Origin of the sequence: Photobacterium arenosum (assembly GCF_014841115.1) — a bacterium.
In the GTDB taxonomy this organism is placed as follows: Bacteria; Pseudomonadota; Gammaproteobacteria; order Enterobacterales; family Vibrionaceae; genus Photobacterium; species Photobacterium arenosum.
Genome location: NZ_JACYTP010000005.1, coordinates 252950 through 274795, shown reverse-complemented (window position 1 = coordinate 274795; position 21846 = coordinate 252950). Strand labels below are relative to the sequence as shown.

Annotated in this window: 26 protein-coding genes and 1 riboswitch; of the genes, 21 read left to right on the top strand and 5 right to left on the bottom strand. The window is 53.0% G+C overall.

Translation table 11 applies throughout. The features are described from left to right. The first annotated feature begins 8 nt into the window (after positions 1-8). From IFO68_RS10825 to IFO68_RS10745, 18 genes are all read left to right on the top strand, one after another. The gene (locus tag IFO68_RS10825; RefSeq protein ID WP_192015895.1) at positions 9-197 is read left to right on the top strand and encodes a hypothetical protein; all 189 of its coding nucleotides are present in this window, start codon (positions 9-11) and stop codon (positions 195-197) included. After that, positions 197-1972, top strand: coding sequence for a replication endonuclease (locus IFO68_RS10820; RefSeq protein ID WP_192015894.1), 1776 nt, complete (start codon positions 197-199; stop codon positions 1970-1972). Before IFO68_RS10825 ends, IFO68_RS10820 begins: the two co-directional genes overlap by 1 nt. 4 nt (positions 1973-1976) lie before the next feature. After that, a complete protein-coding gene (locus IFO68_RS10815; protein ID WP_192015893.1) occupies positions 1977-2285 on the top strand; it encodes a hypothetical protein in 309 nt (102 codons plus the stop codon). Then, positions 2278-2772 (top strand): hypothetical protein, encoded by a 495-nt coding sequence (locus tag IFO68_RS10810; RefSeq protein WP_192015892.1) that lies wholly within the window; start codon positions 2278-2280, stop codon positions 2770-2772. Before IFO68_RS10815 ends, IFO68_RS10810 begins: the two co-directional genes overlap by 8 nt. Then, complete coding sequence (locus IFO68_RS10805; protein ID WP_192015891.1) at positions 2738-3250, top strand: hypothetical protein; 513 nt, start codon at positions 2738-2740, stop codon at positions 3248-3250. Before IFO68_RS10810 ends, IFO68_RS10805 begins: the two co-directional genes overlap by 35 nt. Beyond that, positions 3213-3995 carry a hypothetical protein gene (locus tag IFO68_RS10800; RefSeq protein ID WP_192015890.1) on the top strand — a complete coding sequence of 261 codons (783 nt, stop codon included), beginning with the start codon at positions 3213-3215 and terminating at the stop codon, positions 3993-3995. The genes IFO68_RS10805 and IFO68_RS10800 overlap by 38 nt, the downstream gene beginning before the upstream one ends. 126 nt (positions 3996-4121) lie before the next feature. Then, entirely contained in the window at positions 4122-4247 is a 126-nt protein-coding gene (locus tag IFO68_RS22000; RefSeq protein WP_255558100.1) for a hypothetical protein, read from the top strand. Positions 4248-4249: 2 nt separating this feature from the next. Next, positions 4250-5149 (top strand): major capsid protein P2, encoded by a 900-nt coding sequence (locus tag IFO68_RS10795; protein WP_192015889.1) that lies wholly within the window; start codon positions 4250-4252, stop codon positions 5147-5149. 9 nt (positions 5150-5158) lie between these two features. Beyond that, positions 5159-5425 (top strand): hypothetical protein, encoded by a 267-nt coding sequence (locus IFO68_RS10790; RefSeq protein ID WP_192015888.1) that lies wholly within the window; start codon positions 5159-5161, stop codon positions 5423-5425. Between the two features lie 3 nt (positions 5426-5428). Continuing rightward, positions 5429-5611, top strand: a complete 183-nt coding sequence (locus IFO68_RS10785) for a hypothetical protein (RefSeq protein WP_192015887.1) — start codon at positions 5429-5431, stop codon at positions 5609-5611. Continuing rightward, entirely contained in the window at positions 5608-5877 is a 270-nt protein-coding gene (locus IFO68_RS10780; protein ID WP_120513245.1) for a hypothetical protein, read from the top strand. The genes IFO68_RS10785 and IFO68_RS10780 overlap by 4 nt, the downstream gene beginning before the upstream one ends. 1 nt (position 5878) lies before the next feature. After that, positions 5879-6337, top strand: coding sequence for a hypothetical protein (locus IFO68_RS10775; protein ID WP_192015886.1), 459 nt, complete (start codon positions 5879-5881; stop codon positions 6335-6337). A 4-nt stretch (positions 6338-6341) separates the two neighbouring features. Continuing rightward, positions 6342-7163 carry a hypothetical protein gene (locus IFO68_RS10770; RefSeq protein ID WP_192015885.1) on the top strand — a complete coding sequence of 274 codons (822 nt, stop codon included), beginning with the start codon at positions 6342-6344 and terminating at the stop codon, positions 7161-7163. Next, positions 7156-7653, top strand: a complete 498-nt coding sequence (locus tag IFO68_RS10765) for a hypothetical protein (RefSeq protein ID WP_192015884.1) — start codon at positions 7156-7158, stop codon at positions 7651-7653. Before IFO68_RS10770 ends, IFO68_RS10765 begins: the two co-directional genes overlap by 8 nt. Next, positions 7650-7997, top strand: a complete 348-nt coding sequence (locus IFO68_RS10760) for a hypothetical protein (RefSeq protein ID WP_192015883.1) — start codon at positions 7650-7652, stop codon at positions 7995-7997. Before IFO68_RS10765 ends, IFO68_RS10760 begins: the two co-directional genes overlap by 4 nt. Continuing rightward, positions 7927-8379: a structural protein gene (locus IFO68_RS10755; protein WP_225445172.1), complete on the top strand. Its 453-nt coding sequence runs from the start codon at positions 7927-7929 to the stop codon at positions 8377-8379. Before IFO68_RS10760 ends, IFO68_RS10755 begins: the two co-directional genes overlap by 71 nt. A 9-nt stretch (positions 8380-8388) precedes the next feature. After that, positions 8389-8805 carry a hypothetical protein gene (locus tag IFO68_RS10750; RefSeq protein WP_027253765.1) on the top strand — a complete coding sequence of 139 codons (417 nt, stop codon included), beginning with the start codon at positions 8389-8391 and terminating at the stop codon, positions 8803-8805. Beyond that, positions 8802-8939: a hypothetical protein gene (locus IFO68_RS10745; RefSeq protein ID WP_155804952.1), complete on the top strand. Its 138-nt coding sequence runs from the start codon at positions 8802-8804 to the stop codon at positions 8937-8939. Before IFO68_RS10750 ends, IFO68_RS10745 begins: the two co-directional genes overlap by 4 nt. A gap of 154 nt (positions 8940-9093) precedes the next feature. Here the strand turns inward: IFO68_RS10745 and IFO68_RS10740 are convergent, their stop codons facing one another. Together IFO68_RS10740 and lysC are read right to left on the bottom strand one after the other, a co-directional pair. Further along, the gene (locus tag IFO68_RS10740; RefSeq protein WP_192015882.1) at positions 9094-9669 is read right to left on the bottom strand and encodes a hypothetical protein; all 576 of its coding nucleotides are present in this window, start codon (positions 9667-9669) and stop codon (positions 9094-9096) included. Between the two features lie 294 nt (positions 9670-9963). Continuing rightward, positions 9964-11343: a lysine-sensitive aspartokinase 3 gene (lysC, locus tag IFO68_RS10735; protein ID WP_225445171.1), complete on the bottom strand. Its 1380-nt coding sequence runs from the start codon at positions 11341-11343 to the stop codon at positions 9964-9966. Positions 11344-11446: 103 nt separating this feature from the next. Beyond that, positions 11447-11628, bottom strand: a riboswitch (Lysine riboswitch). Positions 11629-11884: 256 nt separating this feature from the next. Here lysC and IFO68_RS10730 point away from each other — a divergent pair. Continuing rightward, entirely contained in the window at positions 11885-13003 is a 1119-nt protein-coding gene (locus tag IFO68_RS10730) for a pyridoxal-phosphate-dependent aminotransferase family protein (protein WP_192015881.1), read from the top strand. 70 nt (positions 13004-13073) lie between these two features. Here the strand turns inward: IFO68_RS10730 and IFO68_RS10725 are convergent, their stop codons facing one another. Further along, positions 13074-14861, bottom strand: a complete 1788-nt coding sequence (locus tag IFO68_RS10725; RefSeq protein ID WP_192015880.1) for a Wzy polymerase domain-containing protein — start codon at positions 14859-14861, stop codon at positions 13074-13076. 70 nt (positions 14862-14931) lie between these two features. After that, the gene (gene uvrA, locus IFO68_RS10720) at positions 14932-17781 is read right to left on the bottom strand and encodes an excinuclease ABC subunit UvrA (protein WP_192015879.1); all 2850 of its coding nucleotides are present in this window, start codon (positions 17779-17781) and stop codon (positions 14932-14934) included. A gap of 252 nt (positions 17782-18033) precedes the next feature. Between uvrA and IFO68_RS10715 the strand changes: the two genes are divergently transcribed. Continuing rightward, positions 18034-18579, top strand: a complete 546-nt coding sequence (locus tag IFO68_RS10715; RefSeq protein ID WP_192015878.1) for a single-stranded DNA-binding protein — start codon at positions 18034-18036, stop codon at positions 18577-18579. Between the two features lie 81 nt (positions 18580-18660). Here IFO68_RS10715 and IFO68_RS10710 read toward each other — a convergent pair whose 3' ends face one another. Then, complete coding sequence (locus IFO68_RS10710; protein WP_192015877.1) at positions 18661-19575, bottom strand: LysR family transcriptional regulator; 915 nt, start codon at positions 19573-19575, stop codon at positions 18661-18663. Positions 19576-19774: 199 nt separating this feature from the next. Here IFO68_RS10710 and csrD point away from each other — a divergent pair, with 199 nt between their 5' ends. Next, complete coding sequence (gene csrD, locus IFO68_RS10705) at positions 19775-21718, top strand: RNase E specificity factor CsrD (protein ID WP_192015876.1); 1944 nt, start codon at positions 19775-19777, stop codon at positions 21716-21718. The last annotated feature ends 128 nt before the right edge of the window (positions 21719-21846 follow it).

Here is a 21846-nt window from a genome sequence, read left to right as displayed (position 1 = left end):
GGTGATGTATGGATCCGATTCACGCCCCTTGCCCGGACATGGCTGGCATGGTCAGCCCTGATCCCGAGAAACGCCAGCGCGCTGTGTTCCTGCTGGGCAAATTGCGGGAAAAGCACGGGATAAGAAAGCGCACCTACACACCCCGCCCGATGAACTACACATGCACGCCAACAGGCTGTTATGAGGTCAATGAGTAATGCGACACGGTACTATTTTTACTCGCCATTTCTTAAAACGTCTCCCGCAAGTCGTCCGTCAGGATATCCGCACCAAGATAGCCAGCCGCCAGCAGCGCGGCGCGGCTACCCGTGACAACCTTGACCGCTTCAGTGATGAGGCGGTCAAGTTCGGCTTAAAAGTCGCCCCCTTCATTGAAAACAAGTTTTCCTTTGTCGACAGCCGCAACAAGGTCAACGCCGAGCGTTTGAACCACAACATTCTGATGCGAGACGAGGCCGTGCGTAAGCTGGCCCGTCTGGTTGCTGATGAGAATATGCAGGCAATGAAAGACATTGACCCGCAAGTTTTTGACAGCTTTCTGGAGGCCATGAAGCATATCTATACCGTGTTGGCTGAGAATATCCGGGCTATTTCCATTAACCCGCCAGTCATGCCGGGCGACAAGATGGAAGAAGAACGGGCCGAGCAAGAACTCACGGCTTCAGTGCTGAAAATGCAGTCTGAAGAATGGATTGAGCGCCGCTTGTTACACCTTCGGGCGCAGTACATCGAGTACGCCCAGATTGCCCTTGAGCGCGTGGGCGACAAGGGGCACCAGTCGAAATACATTTCCTATCCGTCTTTCCAGAACTGGAAGAACAAGCAGCGTGAAGCGGAACGCTTTATTCAGGGCACAGTGGTTTACAACGAGGCCACCGGGGAGCACTTCGACCTTGCCGAAGTGATCAAACGCACCACGGCCAACCCGGAAAACCGCCGCATTGAAATGATGGTGCGTTCCCGCGGCTTTGAAGAGCTGGCGCAGGACTTGGGTTATACCGCGTTGTTTCTCACGTGGACACTGCCTAGTAAGTACCACCGCAATTCTAACAAGTGGAACGGGGCCACGGTCAAAGAAGGCCATAGCAATCTGATGCAGCAGTGGGCGCAGGCCCGTGCCCTGATTGCCAAAGAAGATATTCACTACTTCGGTTTTCGCGTGGCAGAGCCGCACAAAGACGGCACCAGCCATGGCCACTATTTTCTGTTCTGCGATCCGAAAGACAAAGACACTCTGATTAGAATCATATCCGGCGTGGCGACCAGTGAAGACAGAGCCGAGCTGGGAGACGACATTTCCCCGCGCTTTGACGTCAAGGAAGCTGACCCGGCCAAGGGCGGCGCTACGGCGTACATCGCGAAATACGTATCCAAAAACATCAACGGCAAACACATGCCGGACACCGAAGCCGAAGAAAGCGCCTTTCGCGTCCGTGCGTGGGCCTCGGTGCATCGTATCCGCCAGTTTCAGCAGTTCGGCGGTGAGCCTGTTTCCCTGTGGCGCCATCTGCGCCGGGCTACTGAAGAACAAACCCGTATTGATCCAAAACTCGAAGCGCTGCGACAGGCGGCGGATTCCTCTAAGTGGGCGCTGTTTTGCCAGCTCGCCGCTGATGCTCAGCTTGCCTATGAAGAAAAACAGAACCAGTACGGTGAGAGCGTGAAAAAAGCCATTGGCTTTCACTGGGTTTCTGAAGGGGTGAGCACCTTCATTTCGACATGCAACGAGACCTACCGATTAGTGAAAAAGTCTGAGTTGGGGGCGCTGTTAGAGTCGCGGAGCGGCTCCCCTTGGAGCACTGAAAATAACTGTAACCCCATGCTCGGAGAGCACTTAAAACAGGTGACCGGATGGAGCCATGCCGGGGTGCAGTGCTTGATTAAACCCATATTGGCCGGGGCTAAAGTGCCAATAGACAAAGATTGCCAGCTCAAACTGGTAAATAACCGCTTAATTGTGACCCGAGGATAATTTGATGATTGAAACCATGACCGCCGAGCAGCTACGCCACGCCGAGAAAGCCATTGATACGGCAGAAGCCTTATCTGTAGAGGTGAAAGCGGAGATTGAAAAGCTCAAAGCGCTGGATATGAAAGTGCTGGTGAAAAAGGTCTCTGCCGTGATGTTCAGCGGCGGCTCCCTGAGTCTGGAGGCTATCGGCCTGCCGGGTGATTTCTTTGACAAGCTGGAAATGCTCGACGGGATCAGCGCGAAAGCCCGCGCCGGTTACCGGGCTGAAGTACTGGCCCGCTTGGCAAAGCTGGAAGGGGGCGAGGATGAGTAAGAACCCGACCCGCGGCTATATACGCTGCACCGTGCCCGAGTGTGGCGAGGTCTGCACGGTGCACATGACCGGGGAGCACCGCCTGATGGAATCCGGCGAACCGCCAAAGAACCCCCGCAACATTGGCAAGCTCTACTACCGTTGCCCGCGTTGCGGCAACAGTACCAACAGCACGTCAATGCACGAACACATTGAAAAGCACAAGGTAGACACGGTTCAGGCGCTGGGTGACGCGCCTGTTCAAACCGTTAGCGAACCCGTTCGGGAACACGTTCAGGAAACGGTTCAAAGCGTTAGCCTGAGCGTTACCCAAACCAGTGAGGACGGGTTACCCGCGTTAACCGAACCTGAGCAAAAAACCCCGACAATCCACTGGAAAACCCTGTATCCGTGGTTAGTCGGGTTATTTGTGCTGGTAATGATTTTAATTGGTCTGTGTAAAGGAAAAAAAGATGACAGCAACAGCGGAAAACTTGCAGCAAATTGAGGCGTTTGATCTCGTCGAAGAACAACCCCAAGCGGATGACTGGGCGGATTGGGGCGCAGCGATTCAGCAACTTGAATCACAGGAAGTGCCTGAGCCGGATGAAGTGGCGCAGGACGCCGCCAACGATGAAGACGCGGCAGAAGCCGCGGTTGATTTACTCGATTTGGGCTTTGTCCTGTCAGAGCAGGCGATCACCTTCGCTATCGGTCTGGATTTTGAATACGACGAGAAAGCCAAGGCCAAGGTATTAAAAGCCGCCGGGCCACTGATGCAGAAACACGGCGCAACGTGGCTGAACTGGCTCGGCCAGTACAAAGAAGAAATTCTGTTCTTGGTGGCCGTCATTGGTTTGGGTGGCGTTACGGCCCGTCAGGTGAAAGGGCTTCGGGCGGAGAAGCGCGCCCAACTGGCCGAGGAGAAAGCACAGCAGGAGGTGGACAATGGCGAAAAAGCCAACCCTGAACCTGCCGCGGCCTAAGAACTCCAACACCCATTTAGACCCGTTGCACCGGGTGATTATCGGCGGCACGGGCAGCGGGAAAACCTCACTGGTCAAGCATGCAAAATTCATCACCGCCAAGGCACAGGCGGTGTTCTTTGACCCTTACGAAAACTACGCCGGGAAACCCTTTCAGGGCCAGCAGGTCAGAGGCTTCCACTCAAAGGCGGATTTCCTCAAAGCACTGGTCAAAGCCCGGCAGGGAAACAGCGCCTTTAAAATTGCTTATATCCCGTCTGACTTGGTGTTTGAGGAGCTGGAATTCTTCTCGGCGGCGGCATGGTCGGTACTCGATGGCCGCAAAGCCCCGCTGGAAATCTGCATTGAAGAGCTGGCGTCCTGCTCGCCCACGTCCGGCACCCTGAAAGGGAAAACCGGGGAGTTGCTGCGCGGTGCCCGCCAGTATGGCGGCATAGTGACGACCGTGTTCCAGCGCGGGCAGGAGGTGCCGAAAACCATCACCACCCAGTCCCCGACGTGGTATCTGTGTGCGGTCAATTCAATGAACGATGCCAAGTACCTGTCTGACGCGAAATCCGTTCCCGTGGCAGATATTGCCGCCTTGCGTTCGGCCAAGATGAACAAGCTGGAAATCAACAAGCCGATCGCGGATTTTATCCACGTCGAGGACGGCGTGGGGAACTATCAGAAAGGGGCGCTGAACTGCCAGACAGGCCGCAAAGTGGCCCTGAGCTACCGGAAAAACAGTAAAAAATCAGCGTGACGCCCGTCACGTTTAAACCTATAGGTTACCCGCCTAACCTATAGGTTTCTCCTCATTTCCAACCTGCCTAAAAGTCGTTTTCATAGCACCACCTCAACGGTTCAACCAACAACACAAAGGAACGCTATGAAGAAAGAGCACAAAGTCATGCTGATCACTGTGGTGGTCACTTTGCTGATCATTGCAGTGATTAACAATGTGTCTTCACTGAAGACGCTGAAAGAAACAATTTACGGCGACGGGTGGTTTTAATCATGAATGTAGTAGCAGTTACCCCAGAAGCGCAGGCGCAAGCCTTAGCCAATTACAAATACGAAGGCGTTAAGCAGCTCAAACTGTCGAGCTTTAGCGGTGTGACTTATAACGGTCGTTCAACGCTGACGATCCCGACAGGCCAGACGTTTGACTCGTTCATGTTTAACACCAACCTGCCGTTAGAGCGGCTGGAAATCACGTTCCGCCTGAACAGTAACGCGTTTATCAGCGGTATTCCGGCGACCTTCTTCCGTACGCTGGAGCAGTACAAACAGCTGGATGTACCCGCGGCGCTCGCCCCGCAGGGTGAACAGGTCTTTATCGTGTCCTTTGCCGATCTGTCCTTGAAGCTCAAAGACGGCCAGCAGCTGACTTCACTGGTCACCATGCTGGGCGAGTCACTGCAGATTCAAGTTGATATTGCGGCCAAGCAGGACGGCGACCCGGACAGCCCGACTCTTGAAGTCATTGCTGAGACCAACAAGCCGCAGGCGGTGCGTATGTATCTGCCGCGTCTGGAGCGTTTGCAGATTGATATGCCCGCACAGGGCACTAACACCTTCAACACCCTGCCGAACGACATGAAGCGCAGCATTCGCCGCATGCACTTTATGACGGATGCGATTGAAGAGCTGGAAATCAAGCGTGATGACAACGTGGCCTATGAAACCACCGCCTGGCGTGAACGTTACATGGCGAACCGTAACGATCTGATGTGGCAGGACGGCATGTTCCATCTGGACTTTCTGATGCGCGGTTTTATCCGCAATGAAATGTTCCCGACGGCCCGTGCCAAAGAGCTGCTGTTTACCTTCAAGACGAAAAAGCCCGCGGGCAGCGTCACCGTGATTACGGAATATCTGGACGTTGAGCGCACGGCGGCACAGGTCAAGGGCTAAGGGGGCAACATGCTGGATTGGCTTAATGATGCGGTGGACAAAGGCAGTGAAATGCTGGGCGGGGCGTGGGAAGACACGACGGAGTTTGCGGGCAGTTGGTGGAATGATTACCTCGACAGCAAGCCGACCCCGAACAGCACCCAAGACCCGAACGCCAACGAGACGGGCAACACGGCGACAGTCACCCAGCAGCACCCCCAGTCTTTTCATTATGGCTGGATCATCGGCGGGGCGGTTGTCCTGCTGTTGGTCATCGTTTTGATAATGCGGAGGTAATCAATGCCTTTAGTACCTCTATTAATCGGCGGTGGTGTGTTGTGGGGCAGCGGCGCACTTGTGGGCAGCTCCCTCGGCTATACCGCTGCAGATGGCACTAAGTACCTGAGTGCGGGCGTGGTGGCCGTGGGCGTCATCGTGCTGGTGCTGGCCTTTCTCTATTTTCGTAAAAAGGGGGCGCTGTGAGCGGATCATCTTCTGGCGGTTTAGCCAGTCTGGCCGGAACCGCCGCCGGGGCAAGCATGGGCTTTCCCGGCATGGATATGTCCGGGGCATTGGGTGCACTGGAGTCAGTGAGTGACAGCGGGCCGATGACCACCACCAACGGCCCGGTCGAGATGAACTTCGAGGCGGGCGGTGTGACCTTCGGGGCGAAAACCCCGAACTACACGCTAATCGTGGTGGCAATCGCGGCCATGGTGCTGCTGTTTTTCTACCTGAGGGGGCGCTGATATGGGCTTATTCAGTACGAAAAAGAGTGCGAACAGCAACATCAACAACAGCGTTAACACCTCCAACAGCATGGGCGTCAGCGGTGCGAACAACGGCATGATGTTCAGTGGCATTGATGGCAGCGTCACCATGACTGACCACGGTGCCATGGAAGCCGCGGGGGAAATGGCCAGTGATGCCATGACCCTTGGCTCGAATGCGTTAGCGTCAAATAACAACGCCTTGACGGATGCGTTTAGTTTTGGACTGGAAACCTTCAACGGGGCGCTGAGTTCCCTTGGTGGCATGGCCTCAAACCAGAGCAATCTGGCCTCGCAGTCCATGCAGTTGGCGAACAGCATTAATGCCAGCGCCAACACAGGCGGGGCCAGTGACATAGGACGACAGAACACACAGGTCATGATGGCCTTTGCGGCGGTCATCGGCTTGGTGCTGCTGGTTGTGGTGCTTAAGAGGTAGCGGAATGTATCAGACACAGAAAATCATTGAAGTACAGCTACAGGCCGGAGAAAAGATTATCTCGGCTGTCAGTCAGTACCTGTTAATCCGTGACTGCTCCCATACCGTCACCTTGCTGGCAAAAACCCAGAACCGGGAGCTGGGGACAGAGCTGAAGAAAAACGACGTGGTGCCTTTGAGTGGTTTCGCGACCATCGAGCTGTACAACCATCACAGCACGGCAGTCACCCTCAAATACCAGTTAACCGATATTCCGGTGAACACTCAGTCTGACGCGGTGGCTATCAGTGGCGCGGTGGAGGTGCACAGCATCCGTGAACCCGTGACCATTGATGCGATTCAGCAGACGGTGCCCGTGTCATTTTCGGCCCCGGTGTCCATTGATAACTGGCCTGCCGTCCAGCCTGTGAGCGGAAAGATCACCGTAGGCAATTTGCCCGAGGTGCAGGCAGTGCGCGGGGAAATGGCGATCACCAACCTGCCCGCGGTGCAGGCCGTTAACGGTCAGGTCACTGTCGGTAATTTGCCGCAGGTGCAGCAAGTCAGCGGTCAGGTTGCGGTGGCGCGCAGTGATGCGCTCGCCAGTGCGGTGATCCCATTAGAGCAGGCAATGACAACGCAACTGCTCGCCGCCGACAGTCAGCGCCAGTCTGTTCTGGTGCAGACAGATAAAGCCCTGTTTATCGGGGGTGAAGGCGTGGATAACCAGACGGGTATTTATATCGCGGCGGGGGAATCCATGACGCTGGATACTGCAGCGGCGGTGTATGGCTATGCGCTGGAAGGTGCCACGGTGCGGACACTGGCAGAGGTGCGCCATGGCTAGATTACACGGTAGCGGCGGCGGTAGCTGGAAAAGCGGCGATATCAAGATCCACAACGGCCCCCTTGAAACTATCCCGCTGGGCTGGGTGCTGTGTGACGGTCAGAACGGCACGCCGGACTTGTGCGACCGGGCAATCGTCGGCGCGGGCCGGGCATACAGTCCGAATCAGACATTCGGGACGGACAGCCGGGCGACAGGCAATCACACCCTGTCATCTAATCAGCTTCCCAGCTCGTCCATGACCTATCAGCGCACCAGTAACTTTCAAATCTCCAGCATTAGTAATGCCGGGGTGGCGAATCGCTCGGTGCCTAATAACGGATGGAGTGCGTACGCCGAAACGGGGCGCTCTTCACCGCGGACACTGGGTTTACGGCTGCATAACGCCAGCACCTATGTCAGCACGCCGGGCAGCGGGCAATCACACAACCATGGTCACGTCGATGTGCGTCAAAAGTCGGTGGCCGTCATTTGGATTATGAAGTTATGAGAATTACAGCAGTCACACAGGATCAGCTCATCGTCATTGATGGTGTGCCGGCCTTTTTGGGACACATCGGCGGCTATGCCATGCGGCAAGGTGAATGGGCGGTTGATTTCAACACCCTGACCGGGCTGGGGCATATCGAATACACGGATAACCGCCCGAATCAAATCATCGACAGCACCGTGTTTAACGCCGCCTATGCATGGCTGATTGACGAACACAAACGCTATGTCACCGCCATGGCCGAGCAACACGCAGCAGAGGAAGCGGCACGCAATGAGCAGCAACAAGATCTTATTGATACTGAGTCTGATGGTGATGGGGTTAGCAGCAATGACGATGTATAAGCCGCGAGGCATCCGAAACAACAATCCGGGCAATATCGAAGACAACGGCACCGCATGGCGTGGCCGCGTCGGTAACGATGGCCGCTTTGTCATCTTCGACAGACCGGAAAACGGCATCCGTGCGTTGGCGCGAACGCTGAAAACGTACCGCAACCTGCACGGCCTGACCACAGTGCGCGGCATCATCAACCGCTGGGCGCCACCTGTGGAGAATGACACCAGCGCTTATGTGAACCACGTCGCCGGGGCGCTGGGCGTCTCCCCTGACACCTCGCTGTCAGAAGCGGAAACCATGGACATCGTGCCCCTGATTATCCGCCATGAGAACGGCATGCAGCCTTACAGCGCCAAGATGCTCAATGCGGGCATTCAGGCGGCATAAGGGGGACTGATGCTCGGTGCATTATTGAATCTGATCACGGGCGGGGTGACGGCATGGCAGCAGCACAGCCGCAACAAGGCCGAAGCCCTGAAACGTAAAGACGAACTGGAACAGGCCAAGCACGCCGCCAGGTTAAAACGGCTGGAATACGGCGACGAGAAAGCGGCCAATCTGGACGAGCTGAGCATCAAGGGCCGGGGCTGGAAAGATGAATTTATCTTACTGGTTGTGTTTACGCCCTTGGTGCTGTGCTTCTGGCCTGATTATGCTGTGTATGTCGATGCAGGTTTTCAGGCGCTCAGCAGCATTCCTGAGCCTTACTGGTACGTGGTCGGGGCTATCGTCGTCGACGTGCTGGGGATGCGCTCTATGGTGCGCTACCTGCTGGAATTCTTCTCACACAAATTCAGAGGGAAACCGACTTGATAGAAATACTGCAACAACTGACCGCAATGGGCCTGCCGCCCACCATGATCGCGCTGCTCATCGTGCTGTATAAGCAGGACAAGCGGCTAACAATACTGGAAACGAACGTACAACTGGGGAAAAAGCATGGCTAAGACAGGACTGAAAAGTAACGGCACACTGAAGAAAGGCTACCGCTTCGCCAAAGGTGGCCGGGTGGTAAAAGCTAAGAATGCAACGGTGAAGATAAAACGTTTCTGATATCTAAATATGCCCGCCTGTTATTGGTGGGCACTATTTATGCTGCAATCAATTTCTGCCCCAACTTCTTGATATCTCATCTCTCAACTTTTCTTGCAATATCGTATTGTGTTTATGTAAGTCATCGATAGCTTTGAAAAAAAATCTTTCGAATGATGCTTCTTTATTGGTTTTTGCAGCAGTAATATAACCTTTAATATCTTGAAGTTTTTTGGTTATACTTTCAATGGATAAATCCTCAGGTAAGCTGTTGCAGAAAGATGATTGGTAATTTTCATGCTCGAACTTATATGATTGATTTAATTCAACCAAATCACCCTTGAAATCTTCTGATTCTTCTATATGTTCAAACAAAAGTTTTTTTTGGTATTCCAATATTATGCGATTAAGCTTGAATCTGAGAGCTTCTAAAGCTTCTATACGTTTAGATAATTCCAATTGAGCTTTCCAAGCTCTTAAAGCTAACAAGGCAATAACCAGCATTCCAGAATTTATAAACACGCCCGCAATATCAGTCCACTTTACTTCAAAACTAAAAGGGATGTGCATTCCAACCAAACAGCCAAATGTGAATAGAACCACTACAGCTACATAAATGACGGTAAAGCTGGTTTTATTGAACACTGAAAATCCCTCTAATTTTTAAAGTGTGAATACCAACCAGAGCATGGCTAAGGTGCTGTTTCGCTAGCCTAAAATCAATATCAATCCGATTGTAAAACAATACTTTACTTTAAAGCTAATTAACTTGCGATTATATCTATTGTTGTAGTTGATTAAAGTTCATTTCCCCAACCAAAAGCCAAGTTGTGGTCATAATATGGACACAAGCAAAAACAAAAAACCATAAAAACAACAACTTAAGAAACAAAAAAAGGCCCTCAATGAGCGCCTTTTTTACCGGAACGGGACGTGAAATTACTCAAAAATCTTACGGTGCAGATTCTGAGCAATAGGCATGGCATGTTCGGTTTTAACCAGGAAGCACAGGTTGTGCGGGCTGGCACCGTAGCAAATCATACGCAGCTTGTACTCGTCCAGCGAATCGAACACGGTACTCACTGAACCGGCAGTCTGACTCATGCGGTTACCAATCAGCGAAATCAGGCACAGATCCTGTTCAATCTCAACGCGACACAGCTCACTGAGCGCGGCATGCGCCCCCGGAGGCAGCGTGGGTGCGCCGCCGCCTGTATCGGTCTGATCCATGGTCAAAGACACGCTGACTTCAGAGGTAGAAATCAGATCAACAGAGACCTTATGCTCAGCCAGAATCCGGAAGACTTCGGCCAGGAAACCATAAGCATGAAACATGTTCAGGCTGGTCAGGGTGATCAGGGTCTGGTTCGAGCGCAGTGCCAGCGCACGGAACAGCGGTGCTTCAGTAACGGATTTACGGATCCAGGTGCCGCCTTGCTCTGGTGCCCTGGACGATCCAACAAACACAGGGATCTGACGGCGAACGGCCGGGATCAATGTCGATGGATGCAAGATCTTGGCGCCAAAATTGGCCATCTCAGAGGCTTCGCTGAAGCTGATTTCTTTGATTGGCGTGGCTTTGGGCGCAATACGCGGATCTGTGGTGTACATGCCTGGGACATCAGTCCAGATTTCCAATGTGCCGGCACTCACCGCCTCAGCCATAAGGGCGGCACTGTAATCACTGCCACCGCGGCCAAGTGTTGTTGTGCGACCTTGCTCATCACTACCGATGAAACCCTGAGAAACGATAATCTTATCCTGCAGCAGAGGTAATAGCTTTTCCTCTGTCAGTTGACGAATCATTTCCTGTTCAGGGCTGGCTTTACCAAAGCGGCTGTCAGTACGCAGCACTTCCCGGATATCGTAACGCAATGCGTCAGCACCCATCTCACACATGATTTGCGTAAACAGATGGGTAGACAGCAATTCACCGTTGGCAACCAGTTGATCTGTCAGCTCAGCCGATTTATGTTCTGCGGCTTTTATGGCAAGTTCGGCGACCTGATCGAGCAGTTCATCAATGTTACCCGCAACCTGTTCAGGCTGCTGTAAATCCGCCAGCACGCTGTGGTGAATGGCGCGAAGGCGCTCCATCAGGTTATGTCGGTGCCCGGCATCGGCCACGCCGTTGGCCAGTTCGACTAAAATATTAGTCACACCGGAACACGCACTGATCAACACCAGTTTGGTTGTCGGATTATTGATAACTATCTTAGCACTACGGCTCATTGCAACGAAATCAGCCACACTAGTGCCGCCAAATTTTGCGACTGTGATTTCAGCGTTCAACGCTGAAGAAGAAATTACAGGGCTCAATGTGATCTCCCACTTAACAAAGCGTAAACATGGGGCAAAATTTGGGGAATCTTTCCGACTTGAGTGTCAGAAGAGCCATTAGGCGAGACGTACTAAGACTGCTGCTACCAGAAGCTCTCCACCTGCACTGGATGATGCAGGTGACAGCCAGAAGGATTCAACCTTCAAAGCCGATACGGCAAGCCCCCTGTCTCACCGTATCTCGGCGTTGCTCCCCCTCTCTATGGTGCTTTGGGGTGGGGCCCCGCCGCATAGATACCTGGATAACGCGCCTCTTCCGTTTTCACCTGAAAAATGAGCTTTCTCAGGGTGAACAAAAATTGCCCTTATTGAATATGAGAGGGGGGGCTTTGTCAATGCTTGAATGCATTTTTCTGTGTCAAGATTGTTACTGACTTTGCATAAATTTGCCTGCCTGGTTTCAGGTACGGGTGGTTCTGTTATGCTCGCTAGGAATGCCCTGTAAAAGCGACTGTTGCCAACAATAACTAATGCACTGAATTATAAGTAACTTATGTGTCTGTGCAGATGGAGAAGCCTTATGACAATTCACAGTTTTTACCCACCTCAACGCATACTGATGGGACCCGGTCCGTCGGACATTTATCCGCAGGTGTTGCAGGCGCTCAGCCGCCCGACTGTCGGTCATCTTGACCCACTGTTCATTGGAATGATGGATGAGCTTAAGCAATTGCTTCAGTATGCATTTCAGACTACCAACCCATTTACTATAGCGGTATCTGCGCCGGGCAGTGCAGGAATGGAAGCCTGTTTTGTCAATCTGGTTGAGCCGGGCGAGAAGGTGATCGTCTGCCGTAACGGGGTATTTGGCGAGCGGATGCGGGAAAATGTTGTGCGCTGCGGCGGTGAAGCTGTGCTGGTGGATAATGAATGGGGAGAGCCGGTTGATCCGCAAGCCGTTGAAGCCGCACTCAAAGCCCATCCGGATGCGAAAATACTGGCTTTTGTGCATGCGGAAACCTCAACCGGTGCACTGAGCGATGCTGAAACCTTATCCCGTTTAGCCCGTGACCATGACTGCCTGACCATTGTTGATGCGGTAACCTCATTGGGCGGGGTGCCGCTGAAGGTTGATGAGTGGCAACTGGATGCCGTGTACTCAGGCAGTCAGAAGTGTTTGTCCTGTGTACCGGGCCTGTCTCCGCTGACCTTTTCGCCGCGGGCCGTGGAGAAAATTCAGCAACGTAAGACACCGGTTCAGAGCTGGTTTCTGGATCAAAGTCTGGTGCTGGCCTACTGGAGTGGTGAAGGTAAGCGCAGCTATCACCATACAGCCCCTGTCAATAGCTTGTATGCGCTGCACGAAGCACTGGTTCGTTTACAACATGAAGGGCTGGAAAATGCGTGGCAGCGCCATGCCGAGATGCACGAGTTACTGCGCGATGGCCTGGAAGCTATGGGGATCCGCTTTGTGGTGGATGAGAAAAGCCGCTTGCCGCAACTCAATGCTGTTTTTATCCCTGACGGGGCCGATGATGCGAAAGTGCGTCAGACTCTGCTGGAAGAGTATAACCTGGAAATCGGTGCCGGCCTGGGGGCTCTGGCCGGAAAAGCATGGCGCATTGGACTGATGGGATACGGTGCACGTAAAGAGAATATCGCTCTGTGCCTGAAGGCGCTGGAAGAGGTGCTGAAATAATTATCAGCAATGAAAAGATGCGGCTGCCCGGGCAGCCGCTTTTTTTTGGGGAAGTCTTCAGTTCTTGTTTTCAGTCTTTGTCTGCTTGCCCTTCAGCCTGTGCTATCTGCGGCGAGGGGGTTACGGTTTTTGGCTTGGAAAACTGCGGTAACGCTTCATCGCTGAAATCCATACCCGGGAAAAGATACCGGGCCTCTTCGCGAACCTGTTCAGCTTGATAAGTGTTTGCCAATGCCTGATGAGCTTTGATCAGAAACTGATACAGAATGGGCCTTGGCAGCTCTTTGGCTTTATGGTCAGCCCAATGGATAAAGCTTGTCAGCAACGCAGGATTATCCTGCTGAATGCCCATTTTCAACTGGGTCTGATAAAGATCCCATTCAAACCGGTTGCGCCAGGCCCAGGTGTTATTGACCTTATCCAGGGCGGTTAAATCGGGTGGCGTGGATGATTCAAAGCGGGTCAGCATGGCGCCTGAATATAAGGTGGTGGCCATAAAGAGGCTGACGACAACAGGCAAAAGCATGGCGCTGATTCTGAAGGGCTTATAAAATCGCAGTGTTTGTTTGAAGTATTTCGCACTCAGGGCATCAACCCAATAGATCAGAAACACAAAAATAATCCAGTGGATCAGGGAGTGGTAAAAGGGGTATTCAAGCTGGGTATGCAGTGTTATTGGAAACAGGAGCGCGACCAGAGCCAGCTGAGTGTTGGCCGGTGCGCGGCGAATTTTAGCCAGCACCGCCGCTGCCGCAATCAGCAGTGCCAGTACAGGTAAAATACCCCCTTCACTGGCCCAGAAAAGTAACTCGTTATGGGGATGATCCAGCCCGGGTAACCCATGGGGCGTTTCAGGATCGGCCTGATGCGCTTGCGCTGTCTGCATCAGATAAGCGGGTTCAAAATTACCATAGCCGACGCCCGTGGCCGGTGAGTGCAGGAACATGTCCAGCGCTTGCGGGTAGATGACTGAGCGGGCACTTTCCAGCGACACTCTGCCCGGTTGCGGGCTCCAGTTCAGGCTGCTGGTCAGGTTCCAGGTCACGCTTAATCCCATGACCACCATCATCAGCCACATTCGCCACTGTATTCTGGCTGCAAACTGCATCAGGTAAGGCAGGATAAGTAACATCCCCACCACACTGGCAATCCAGCCGGTTCGCGAGCTGAGCACATACAGCATGGGGATCACAGCGACAGGTGTTAATTGGAGGCCGAGATGGGAGAGGGTCCAGCGGCCCTGAACCATAGGCTGCCGTGCCAGCAGGTAAGCTGAGAGGATCAGCCCGGTGGCCAGGAAGCTGGCCATCACGTTAGGTTGCTGAAAAATACCGTAGGGTCGGTTGAGATCTGTGTTATAGCCAATGCTATTTTCCGGTGAGATCCACAGAAACTGATACCAGGCCAGCGCGGCTTGCAGCCAGACCGCTTTTAAGATCAGCCAGAGTATTTGCTGACGCTGTTTCTGGCTGAAAGCAAACTGCTGCAGTGCCACGAAGAACAACCAGCCAGCCCAAAGGGTAATGACTCGGTTGACGGCGACTTCTGGTCGCGCTTCCGGGAAGAACATGGGGACAGACAGCGTGACGCAGCAACATAAGAGAACCAGCGTCAGGCGTGAATAACGCAATACTTTCTGTCGGCTGATCTCCAGCAGGCCAATAGCAATGGCAAAGCTGAAGGGAATCCAGCTACTGACATTAAAGGGTAGTTCCAGTCCGGCTCCTCCCTGATTATGCTGAAAATAATGCATCGACAGCAGAAACAGAAAAGTCAGCGCCAGAATAAAAGGTCGCGTCAGTGGTTTACTGATGGTGGCAGCGGCCAGTCTGGTGCCCCTTAATTGAATGACGGTCACGGTGTCCGGTCCCTCGGCAAATAGACAAAAAGTCAGGCTGAATTCAGCCTGACAGAGAGCATGAGTGTAATTATGCCTGCTGCTTTGCCGTTAATGCGGGCAGCAGGGGTTTTAGGAAGCGGGCCGTATGCGAACCGGCGACTTCGGCAACCTGTTCCGGTGTGCCTGTCGCAATGATCTCACCGCCACCGCTGCCGCCCTCCGGCCCCAGATCAATGATCCAATCTGCGGTTTTAATGACGTCCAGGTTATGCTCAATCACCACTATGGTATTGCCGTGATCACGCAATCGGTGCAGTACACTCAGCAACTGCTGGATATCATGGAAGTGCAAGCCCGTTGTCGGTTCATCGAGAATATACAGGGTTTTACCTGTATCGCGTTTGGACAACTCGCGTGCCAGTTTCACCCGCTGCGCTTCGCCGCCAGACAGCGTGGTCGCTGCTTGTCCCAGGCGGATATAGGATAGTCCGACATCCATCAGGGTTTGCAGTTTTCGGGCAATGGCTGGTACAGGATCAAAAAATACCCGCGCATCTTCCACTGTCATTTCCAGCACTTCATCAATTGACTGGCCTTTGTATTTCACTTCCAGAGTCTCACGATTGTAGCGTTTACCCTTACAGTTATCACAGGGCACGTAAACATCGGGCAGGAAGTGCATTTCAACTTTAATCACCCCATCGCCCTGACAGGCTTCACAGCGGCCGCCTTTGACGTTGAAGCTGAAGCGGCCTGGTTTATAGCCCCGTGAGCGAGACTCCTGAGTGCCCGAGAACAGCTCCCTGATGGGGGTGAAAATGCCTGTGTACGTCGCCGGGTTGGAACGCGGCGTTCGGCCTATCGGGCTCTGATCGATGTCGATGACTTTATCGAAGTGCTCCAGCCCCTGAATATCGTCATAAGGGGACGGCTCGCCTGTAGTGGCCCCATTGAGTCTATGGTGAGCAATCTTGAAGAAAGTATCGTTGATCAGGGTTGACTTGCCTGAGCCGGATACCCCGGTCACACAGGTCAGCAAACCAACCGGAATCGACACATCGACTGTTTTCAGGTTATTGCCCGTGGCGCCTGTTAGCTGAACCGTTTTTGCCGGATCGACAGGAACACGTTCAACAGGCACTTCAATTTGTTTTTTGCCGCTCAGGTATTGGCCGGTCAGGGAATCTTCCGAATTCAGAATATCTTCCATGGTGCCTTCGGCGATGATCTGCCCGCCGTGAACACCGGCGCCCGGGCCGATATCTATGATGTAATCTGCACTGCGGATCGCATCTTCGTCGTGTTCGACCACCAGTACGGTGTTACCCAGATCGCGCAGCCGGGTCAGGGTGCTCAGCAGGCGTTCGTTATCACGCTGGTGGAGGCCGATGGAAGGCTCATCGAGCACATACATAACGCCGACCAGTCCAGCGCCAATCTGGCTGGCCAGGCGGATGCGCTGAGCTTCACCGCCCGACAATGTTTCTGCACTGCGGGACAGGTTGAGATAGTTGAGGCCCACATTGACCAGGAAGGTCAGCCTGTCATTGATTTCTTTGAGGATTTTATCGGCAATCTGCGCACGCTGTCCTTCCAGTGTCAGCTCGGAAAAGAAGGTCAGCGCCTGGCTGATGCTCATTTCACTGATGGCCGGCAGGTTGGTACTGTCGATAAAGACATGACGTGCTTCTTCACGCAGACGCGAACCGTGACAGCTGGCACAAGGCTTGGTGGAGATATACTTCACCAGATCTTCGCGTACAGCATTGGACTCGGTTTCCCGGTAGCGGCGTTCCATGTTATTCAGAATGCCTTCAAACGGGTGACGGCGAACTGTCACATCGCCGCGATCATTAATGTATTTAAACTCAATATTTGTGGTGCCTGAGCCCTGCAGCAATACGTTTTGTACTTTCTTCGGCAGACTGCTGAACGGTGATTCAACATCAAAATCGTAATGTTCAGCCAGTGAAGTCAGCATCTGAAAGTAGTAGTAATTGCGTTTGTCCCAGCCCCGGATGGCACCGCCGGACAAGCTGAGTTCACTGTTCTGAATCACGCGGGACGGATCGAAATACTGTTGTACCCCCAGTCCGTCGCATGTGCCGCAGGCACCGGCCGGGTTATTGAAGGAAAACAGGCGCGGTTCAAGCTCACGCATGCTGTAGCCGCAATGCGGGCAGGCGAAGTTGGCCGAGAAAATCAGTTCGGCCATGTTATCGTCATCCATGGCGCTGACGACCACTGTGCCGCCTGACAGATCCAGCGCGGTTTCAAACGATTCAGCCAGCCGCTGCTGAAGATCATCACGCACTTTAAAGCGATCCACCACCACTTCTATGGTGTGCTTTTTGTGTAATTCCAGCGTCGGCGGATCGGACAGATCGCAGACTTCACCGTCGATCCGGGCCCGGATATAGCCTTGCGCCGACAGGTTGGCTAAGGTTTTCAGGTGCTCGCCCTTACGCTCCTTGACGATAGGAGCCAGCAACATCAGCTTGCTGCCTTCCGGCAGTGTCAGCACTTTGTCGACCATCTGGCTGACGGTTTGCGCGGCGAGGGGCACATCGTGAGTCGGGCAGCGTGGTTCGCCGACACGGGCATACAGCAAGCGCAGGTAGTCATAGATTTCGGTAATAGTACCGACCGTCGAACGCGGGTTGTGTGAGGTCGATTTTTGTTCAATCGAGATGGCAGGCGACAGGCCTTCAATATGGTCGACGTCCGGTTTTTCCATCAGCGACAGAAACTGGCGGGCGTAGGCCGACAGTGATTCGACGTAACGGCGCTGACCCTCGGCATACAGGGTGTCGAATGCCAGAGAAGACTTACCGGAACCTGATAAACCTGTGATAACAATCAGCTTATCCCGGGGGATAGTCAGGTTAATGTTTTTAAGGTTGTGGGTGCGTGCACCCCTGACTTCGATCTTATCCATAGTTGCAGTCATCAGCGCTTGAATAAATAGGATTGACATTATTGCATAGCCCTGAGGGGCTTAAAAGACTTGACTGTACAAAAACACAGTGCTTTGATCGTCTTTTATGCGTCCGATCAAGACATGGGAAGCATGACGTAGCCCTATGACTCGGAGGGCAGCCCATGTTAAACTCGGCGATTAAGTATAAACTTTGAATGAGCGAAGGGTGTCAGGATTGGCAGCCTCAACAGCGAAAACCTGGAGTGAACTATGGCCAGTCGTGGCGTAAATAAAGTGATCCTGGTGGGTAACTTAGGACAAGATCCTGAAATCCGTTATATGCCGAACGGCGGTGCAGTCGCAAATATCACCATCGCGACTTCTGAAAGCTGGCGTGATAAAGCCACCGGTGAACAGCGTGAAAAAACAGAATGGCACCGTGTTGCGTTGTTCGGCAAGCTGGCTGAAGTGGCTGGTGAGTACTTGCGTAAAGGGTCTCAGGTTTACATTGAAGGTCAGTTGCAAACCCGTAAGTGGCAGGATCAAAGCGGTCAGGACCGCTTCACGACCGAAGTGGTTGTTCAAGGCTTCAACGGTGTGATGCAAATGCTGGGTGGTCGTCAGGGGGGCGGTCAGGGCGCGCCAATGGGCGGCCAGCAGCAGCAGGGCGGTTGGGGACAACCTCAGCAACCGGCTCAACAGCAACAGCAACAGCAACAGCAAAACTATGCGCCTCAGCAGCAGCCTGCGTCTAAGCAACCGCAGCCTCAGTACAATGAGCCGCCAATGGATTTTGACGACGATATTCCGTTCTGATCCTTTCCAGACGGTTGTTAAAAAAGCAGCGTTCAACGCTGCTTTTTTATTGCCTGATACCCAGTCACCGCACGATGCTGATCACAGAGAGTGGGGATTGGCTGACTGATGCGTGTGTCCGGGTGAGGCTTTTTGTTTAATAAAATCAATAAACAGCTTGGTTTTGGTATGGTTGTAGTTGAGCTTAGGGTAGTAGGCGTAGGCAGCATTTAACGGCTGTTTCAGATCAGGTAAGACAGGGATCAGCAAACCATTGCTGAGCTCGCGTTTTACCGTATTCTCACCTACCAGAATTAACCCCATTCCAGCTACCGCAGCGGCGACCAGGGCTTCCGGGTTCTGGGTGGTAAAATTGCCCCGCAAACGCAGGCGACGGTTACTTTCAAAGACATGCTCTTGCTCATGGCCATGACTGCCGAATAACAGGCAGTTATGCAGCGCCAGTTGCTCCGGGGTTTCGATGGCGGGCCTGTCTTCCAGGTAACTGGGTGAGGCATAGAAGCCAGCCTGAAAACTAAAGAGTTTGGTGGCAATATAACTGGTGGAATTAAAATCAGTCAGTTCGCGGCTGATAAAAACATCCAGGTTGAGATCCGGCAACTGGCCCGGAGTCACAGTGTGCAGCTCTACCTGAATATTGGGATAGGTCTGTAAAAACTCGGCCAGATAATGAACCAGTACCCGGCTGCCTGTCGCCAGCGGGGCGCCGATGCGCAGCACACCCTGAACTTCGCCGTAGGTGGAGGTGGTTTCAGCCAGTATCTGGTGCCAGTCATCAAGTAAATGGACACTGCGCCGATAAAACACCTTGCCGGCGTCTGTGACTGTCAGGTTACGTGTCGTGCGTTTAAGAAGCTGAACACCAAGCTGTTTTTCTAACCATGACAGCCGCTTGGACAAGGCTGAACTTGAGGTGTTGAGAGCGCTTGCGGCCTGAGCCAGTGAGCCCTGCTCAACCACGGCGACAAAACTTTTGGTGCAGGTGATCCAGTCCATATCTCTCCGCTTTGTGGGGTGCATGCTGCCTGGGCGGTGAGCCAAGTAAGGAAAGTGTCGGTCTGAGCACTGCAGTGTTTGAGAGCCGATGGTATTTTCCAGTATAAACAGGCGTTTTGGTTTGTATTGTTGTCTGTATCAGAGTTGACCACAGAGCCAGGCGGTTTGGAATTGTTTTTCAGATAAAGTTGGACCTTGCATGAGAAAAGCCTCAGGGATGAAGCTGACCAATAGACTGGTTGCTTTCGTGACCCTAATTGTCATTTGCGCCATGTTTGTCATTTTCATTGGCGGTGCTGTCAGTTTTCGTCAACTCGGGCAGGATTATCTGCATCATTATCTGGGCGGCGTGGTAGAAGCGATCGACCAGGAAATGGCCGATCCTCAGGGTTCACAGTCTCTGGCCCGCTGGCTGCCGAGGTTACTCAAAGCCAGTAACGTGGTGGCGCTGGACGTCAGCAACGATACCGGCTCTGTCTACCAATTTCAGGGATTACAGAAAATCGATGATCCCAATATTCTTTATCATACTGAATATCCGCTGACCCTGAACCCCGGTTACTCTGTCAGTATCCAGTCAGTGCCGCCTTATACCGAATTAACCTATTCGCTGGGGGCGATGTCTTCTATCAGCCTGGCGATCATGATCATTATTGCCGGCCTGATATGGGGCGTAAACTGGCTCAAGCGGCAGTTGCAGGGCTCAGAGCTTCTCGAAGAGCGGGGGAGAATGCTGCTGGCCGGTAAGCTGGATGCTTTTGCCAAAGGCGCCGATCTGGAATGGCCGGAAACGGCAAGTCTGGCATTGGACAAGCTAATCTCTGAGCTGAAAGATGCCAGACAGGAGCGCAGCCGCTTTGATACCTTCATTCGTACCCACACCTTCCTGGATCAACTGACGGGCTCGGCCAATCGGGTATTGTTCGACAGCCGTCTGCAATCTGTGGTTCAGGATCAGGATAACCATGGTGCTGTTATTTTGATTCGTATCGCTGACTGGGAAGAATTGCTGCTGGCAAAGGGCAAGATTGTGGCCGATGAATTGATTCAGGATGTCGGCATGGTGCTGTCGAATATGGTCCAGCGCTATCCGGACAGCGTGCTGTCTCGCTATTTTGACGCCGAATTTGCCATCATGCTGCTGCAACAGCCCAGCAAGGAGGTCAATCAGTTTGTGAATCAGCTGCTGAAAGGGCTGGAGCGGCTGACACCTTCCGTGCCATTACAGCGCGAGAACTGGTGCCATATTGGTATGACCTATTTTGCCAGTGGCGAGCGGCGTGGCCGCATCATGGATGAGGCTGACATGGCGCTGCGCAGTGCGCAATTACAGGGCACGAACAGCTGGTATGCCTTCCAGAAAGATGTACTGGGAGAGGATACCCGGGGCAGTGTGCGCTGGCGGACGCTGCTGGATGCTGTCTTGAGTCAGGGCGGCCCGGCTCTGTATCAGCAGCCCGCCTATCTCTCCGGGGAGAAAATACCGCTGCACCGTGAATTATTGGCGAGGATCAATGACGAAAACGGTGTGATGATCAAAGCTTCCCGTTTTCTGCCTGCGGTTGAGCAGGTGGGATTCAATGTGCGTATGGATAAACAGGTCATCAGTCAGGCGCTGGATCTGCTCAAAAATGGCCCGACGCTGGATAATTTTGCGATTAACGTCAGTGTCGAATCTCTGCTGGATAAAGGGTTTATCCGCTGGTTCCGGGATGAACTGCTGCAAACACCCAGGCCGGTACTGAAACGGCTGAGTATTGAAGTCCCGGAGCGGAACCTGTCACGCCATATTGATGCTGTGCGCACCTTTCTCAAAATGGTAACGGGCCTCGGCTGCCGGCTGGGTGTGGATCAGGCCGGGAGAACCATAGTCAGCACCCACTATATCAAGGATGTCAACGTCCAGTATATCAAGCTGCACAGAAGCCTGATTCGTGAAATAGATCAGCGGCAGGAAAATCAGTTATTTGTCCGGAGTATGCTGGGCGCCTGTGCCAATTCCGGTGTCGAGGTGATTGCTGTTGGCGTCGAAAATGACAGGGAGTGGCAGGTGCTGCAGCAATTGGGTATTAATGGCGGGCAGGGGCGCTTTTTTGCCCCGGAGATGAGTGTGAGTCAAATTAGTACCAAAAATCGCAGATAATGTTATCTAAGTGGAAACCTTACATTTTTTACAGGATTTTCTCTATACACCATAAATTCCTGTCAGTATCATGGGTCAAATTATTGACAATAATAGTCAATAGCATGTTTTTAAAGAATGTAGCCGCG

What these genes read in the sequence shown, in the direction of transcription:
- IFO68_RS10825 (WP_192015895.1), top strand. Translation starts at nt 9, where the DNA reads ATGGATCCGATTCACGCCCCTTGCCCGGACATGGCTGGCATGGTCAGC.
- IFO68_RS10820 (WP_192015894.1), top strand. Translation starts at nt 197, where the DNA reads ATGCGACACGGTACTATTTTTACTCGCCATTTCTTAAAACGTCTCCCG.
- IFO68_RS10815 (WP_192015893.1), top strand. Translation starts at nt 1,977, where the DNA reads ATGATTGAAACCATGACCGCCGAGCAGCTACGCCACGCCGAGAAAGCC.
- IFO68_RS10810 (WP_192015892.1), top strand. Translation starts at nt 2,278, where the DNA reads ATGAGTAAGAACCCGACCCGCGGCTATATACGCTGCACCGTGCCCGAG.
- IFO68_RS10805 (WP_192015891.1), top strand. Translation starts at nt 2,738, where the DNA reads ATGACAGCAACAGCGGAAAACTTGCAGCAAATTGAGGCGTTTGATCTC.
- IFO68_RS10800 (WP_192015890.1), top strand. Translation starts at nt 3,213, where the DNA reads ATGGCGAAAAAGCCAACCCTGAACCTGCCGCGGCCTAAGAACTCCAAC.
- IFO68_RS22000 (WP_255558100.1), top strand. Translation starts at nt 4,122, where the DNA reads ATGAAGAAAGAGCACAAAGTCATGCTGATCACTGTGGTGGTCACTTTG.
- IFO68_RS10795 (WP_192015889.1), top strand. Translation starts at nt 4,250, where the DNA reads ATGAATGTAGTAGCAGTTACCCCAGAAGCGCAGGCGCAAGCCTTAGCC.
- IFO68_RS10790 (WP_192015888.1), top strand. Translation starts at nt 5,159, where the DNA reads ATGCTGGATTGGCTTAATGATGCGGTGGACAAAGGCAGTGAAATGCTG.
- IFO68_RS10785 (WP_192015887.1), top strand. Translation starts at nt 5,429, where the DNA reads ATGCCTTTAGTACCTCTATTAATCGGCGGTGGTGTGTTGTGGGGCAGC.
- IFO68_RS10775 (WP_192015886.1), top strand. Translation starts at nt 5,879, where the DNA reads ATGGGCTTATTCAGTACGAAAAAGAGTGCGAACAGCAACATCAACAAC.
- IFO68_RS10770 (WP_192015885.1), top strand. Translation starts at nt 6,342, where the DNA reads ATGTATCAGACACAGAAAATCATTGAAGTACAGCTACAGGCCGGAGAA.
- IFO68_RS10765 (WP_192015884.1), top strand. Translation starts at nt 7,156, where the DNA reads ATGGCTAGATTACACGGTAGCGGCGGCGGTAGCTGGAAAAGCGGCGAT.
- IFO68_RS10760 (WP_192015883.1), top strand. Translation starts at nt 7,650, where the DNA reads ATGAGAATTACAGCAGTCACACAGGATCAGCTCATCGTCATTGATGGT.
- IFO68_RS10755 (WP_225445172.1), top strand. Translation starts at nt 7,927, where the DNA reads ATGAGCAGCAACAAGATCTTATTGATACTGAGTCTGATGGTGATGGGG.
- IFO68_RS10750 (WP_027253765.1), top strand. Translation starts at nt 8,389, where the DNA reads ATGCTCGGTGCATTATTGAATCTGATCACGGGCGGGGTGACGGCATGG.
- IFO68_RS10730 (WP_192015881.1), top strand. Translation starts at nt 11,885, where the DNA reads ATGACAATTCACAGTTTTTACCCACCTCAACGCATACTGATGGGACCC.
- uvrA (WP_192015879.1), bottom strand. Translation starts at nt 17,781, where the DNA reads ATGGATAAGATCGAAGTCAGGGGTGCACGCACCCACAACCTTAAAAAC.
- IFO68_RS10715 (WP_192015878.1), top strand. Translation starts at nt 18,034, where the DNA reads ATGGCCAGTCGTGGCGTAAATAAAGTGATCCTGGTGGGTAACTTAGGA.
- IFO68_RS10710 (WP_192015877.1), bottom strand. Translation starts at nt 19,575, where the DNA reads ATGGACTGGATCACCTGCACCAAAAGTTTTGTCGCCGTGGTTGAGCAG.
- csrD (WP_192015876.1), top strand. Translation starts at nt 19,775, where the DNA reads ATGAGAAAAGCCTCAGGGATGAAGCTGACCAATAGACTGGTTGCTTTC.